The 2613-nt window shown below is 48.0% G+C and carries 3 protein-coding genes; 2 read left to right on the top strand and 1 reads right to left on the bottom strand.

Translation table 11 applies throughout. The features are described 5' to 3' along the window. Position 1: 1 nt before the first annotated feature. Positions 2–286 (bottom strand): YggT family protein, encoded by a 285-nt coding sequence (locus F6K38_RS39170; RefSeq protein ID WP_008186608.1) that lies wholly within the window; start codon positions 284–286, stop codon positions 2–4. Positions 287–743: 457 nt separating this feature from the next. Here F6K38_RS39170 and psbX point away from each other — a divergent pair, with 457 nt between their 5' ends. Both psbX and F6K38_RS39160 read left to right on the top strand, forming a co-directional pair. Next, the gene (psbX, locus tag F6K38_RS39165; RefSeq protein WP_071986908.1) at positions 744–863 is read left to right on the top strand and encodes a photosystem II reaction center X protein; all 120 of its coding nucleotides are present in this window, start codon (positions 744–746) and stop codon (positions 861–863) included. A 195-nt stretch (positions 864–1058) separates the two neighbouring features. Continuing rightward, entirely contained in the window at positions 1059–2030 is a 972-nt protein-coding gene (locus F6K38_RS39160) for a Ycf66 family protein (RefSeq protein WP_287360317.1), read from the top strand. Positions 2031–2613: the final 583 nt, after the last annotated feature.

Raw genomic sequence — 2613 nt, 5'->3', positions numbered from 1 at the left:
TCTAGATCATCATCCTCAGGATTCCCTGCTGACCTAAAAGAATTTCCCGCAGCAGGCTGAAAATCCCTACCCAAATAATTGGGCTAATATCAACCCCACCAATGGGAGGCACAATTTTGCGCATTGGCACTAAAAAGGGTTCCGTTGGCCAAGCTACTAGATTAAATGGCAAACGATTTAGGTCTACCTGAGGATACCAGGTCAGAACAATGCGAAAGATAAACAAAAAGATCATTAGTCCGAGTAACGGACCAAGAGTCCAGATAGCAATCGTAGCAGCAGTCATGGCTTATTTAATCTTAATGATCACAAATGTATTGCTGGTGGCACCGTCAGCGGTGAGCGGTGAGCGGTGAGCAGTCAGTGGTCAGTGGTCAGTGGTCAGCTTATTTTATTCAAAAGCGCCGATTGCGCTACGGGCACGCTGCGCGAAGATTACCGTGGCACAGGCTTCCAGCCTGTGACCTAACCGATAAGCTGATAGCTGATAACTGATAGCTGATAGCTTACGTGCCGCCTTAGGTGGGTAGGTGGCTTACGGGCGTCCTTGTGATTGTAGTTAATTTAATTTAAACTTTCTCAATAATAGTATCATGTTCTTAGTTCACCCCTCACCAAGCCTCACCTCTGCTCCAATAGGGAACCGGCAGTGGCATGGGGGAAAGCAATCATGTCTAACACTTACCCGATTGGGAAGTGTAGGAGCATCACAAACAAGATTTACAAATTAACTAGGAGTTTTTATGACACCTTCATTAGCCAACTTTTTGTGGAGTTTACTTTTGGGTACTGCCATTGTGGTTATTCCTGCCACTGTGGCACTAATCGTCTTTAGCCAGAGCGATAAGATCCAACGCTCATAACGAAATCCCTACTATCTATGCCTTCAACGAAGTAAGGCGGAGCTTCGATAGCAGGAAATTGAGTGGGTTCACAACCCGCTCAATTTTTGTATTCAGAATCTCTCCTGATCCAGGAGTAAAATGGTTGTTCTCCAGTTACAGTAGAGTGTAAGACCAATAACTCGCTACCATAAAACTGACCATAGGAGAGTAGCAATGGTAAATTTTGGGTTTAATTCAGCTAGCCTTTTGGGCATATTCTTGATGCTTGCCGGAGCAGGACTCTATTTCCTGCGCTCGGTCCGTCCAGAACTAGCCAGAGACCATGATATCTTTTTCACTGTGGTCGGGGTAGTTTGTGGCTTTATTCTGGTGACTCAGGGATGGCGACTCGATCCAATTTTGCAGTTGAGTCAGCTGTTGTTGAGCGGTACAGCAATATTTTTTGGTGTGGAAAGTCTGCGGTTACGGGGCGTTGCCACTAAAAAAGCCCGGGAAGATGCTGGGTTTGAAGACCGCCAGCGACCAGTTAGCCGTAACTATTACCGCGAAGAACCACAAGAGGCTAATGTTTATGATGAATACGATGAACTAGAGCCGGTAGAGGAGCAATACTCCAACCCTCGCTTGCGGCCCACAGCAGATTCCAGGGAAAGGCGCATAGACCGTTATGAAGCAGAAACCCGCCGTCCACCAAGGAGTCGAGGGAGTTCAGAGGAATCCAGGCTAGAAGAGCGATCGCGTAAACGCCGCCCTCGTTCTAATGGTCAGTTTTCAGAACGACCTAGAGAGACCTGGCAGGCTCAGTTAGATAGTGATTGGGAAGACAGACCATCTCGTAGTAGACGTTCTCGTCCTTCGGAACAATCTGTGGAACGACCTGTAGAACGATCTGTAGACACTTGGGAGGCTAAGTTAGATCGGGATCTAGACAGAGATCTAGACAGAGATCTAGATAGAGATAGAGAAGACAGACCCGTTCGCCGTAGCCGTTCCGGTCGTGAATCTATAGAAAACTATGACTCAGAAAACTATGACTCACAGATAGCCTCAAGGGAAAGAAAGCGTCGTACCACCCCAAGGGAGGAAACATCCTCTAACTACTCAGACCAAAACGATTATGTGGATTACAAACCCATCGACCTGTCTGAGGAAGATGATGAGCCGTTAGGACCGTTTGAGTACTAATAAAACTAGCTATCAGCTATCAGCTATCAGCTATCAGCTATCAGCTATCAGCTATTAGCTATCAGCTATCAGCTATCAGCTATCAGCTATCAGCTATCAGCTATCAGCTATCAACTATCAGCTATCAGCTATTAGCTATTAGCTATCAGCTATCAGCTATCAGCTATCAGCTATCAGCTATCAGCTATCAGCTATCAACTATCAGCTATCAGCTATCAGCTATCAGCTATCAACTATCAGCTATCAACTATCAGCTATCAGCTATCAGCTATCAGCTATCAGCTATCAGCTATCAGCTTAAGGGCACGCTACTTGAGGTGCTATTAGTTATCAGTTATCTGCTAAAGGCTGAGGGCTAAAGGCTGAGGGCTGAGGGCTGAGGGCTGAGGGCTGAGGGCTGAGGGCTGAGGGCTGAGGGCTGAGGGCTGAGGGCTGAGGGCTGAGGGCTGAGGGCTGAGGGCTGAGGGCTGAGGGCGGAGGGCTGAGGGCTGAGGGCTGAGGGCTGAGGGCGGAGGGCTGAGAGCCTGCGAGCTGGTGAAGAGTGAGTTCGGATCGGGTGCAGGGTGGGGGGGGCGCAAATGAA

This window comes from Moorena sp. SIO3B2 (assembly GCF_010692525.1).
GTDB classification, from domain to species: Bacteria; Cyanobacteriota; Cyanobacteriia; order Cyanobacteriales; family Coleofasciculaceae; genus Moorena; species Moorena producens.
The sequence above is the reverse complement of the archived record's forward strand: the minus strand, read 5'-3'. Positions and strand labels throughout refer to the sequence as shown.